This window comes from Mesorhizobium sp. M8A.F.Ca.ET.161.01.1.1, from assembly GCF_004792105.1.
GTDB lineage: Bacteria > Pseudomonadota > Alphaproteobacteria > Rhizobiales > Rhizobiaceae > Mesorhizobium.
Genome location: NZ_SRTD01000227.1, coordinates 1 through 345 on the forward strand (window position 1 = coordinate 1; position 345 = coordinate 345).

A 345-nucleotide genomic window follows, 5' to 3' on the forward strand; every position below is an offset into this window, starting at 1 on the left:
ACCCTGCCGCAGCACCCCAGCAGTCGTTACTGGCGTGCAGAGCCTCAGCGGCCGCCCGGCAAGTCGGTCGAACGGAAGAGGATCGCCATAGCCCGCGAACGACCATCTAAGTGCCTTGCCGGCGCGAAGCGCATAGGCGGTATCGCCGTCAGCCACCATCGCTCCACCCGGAAGCTCGCCCAATTGCTCGACGGTGACGGCCGCCGGCCGGCCGCCCGAGGCCAGCCGCTCCTTGTGCAGCCGCTTGTCGACTATCGGCGCGCGCGGCTCGGCGATTCCGAACGCCCGGCCGAAGCGATCGACGAAATCGGTCGCCCGCTCGCGCCGGCAGAAGAAGCAGGGCCG

Annotated in this window: 1 pseudogene; it reads right to left on the minus strand. The window is 69.9% G+C overall.

Annotated features, from left to right (window positions below):
• A pseudogene (locus EN804_RS35450) lies at window positions 1-345 on the minus strand (hypothetical protein); the annotation flags it as partial.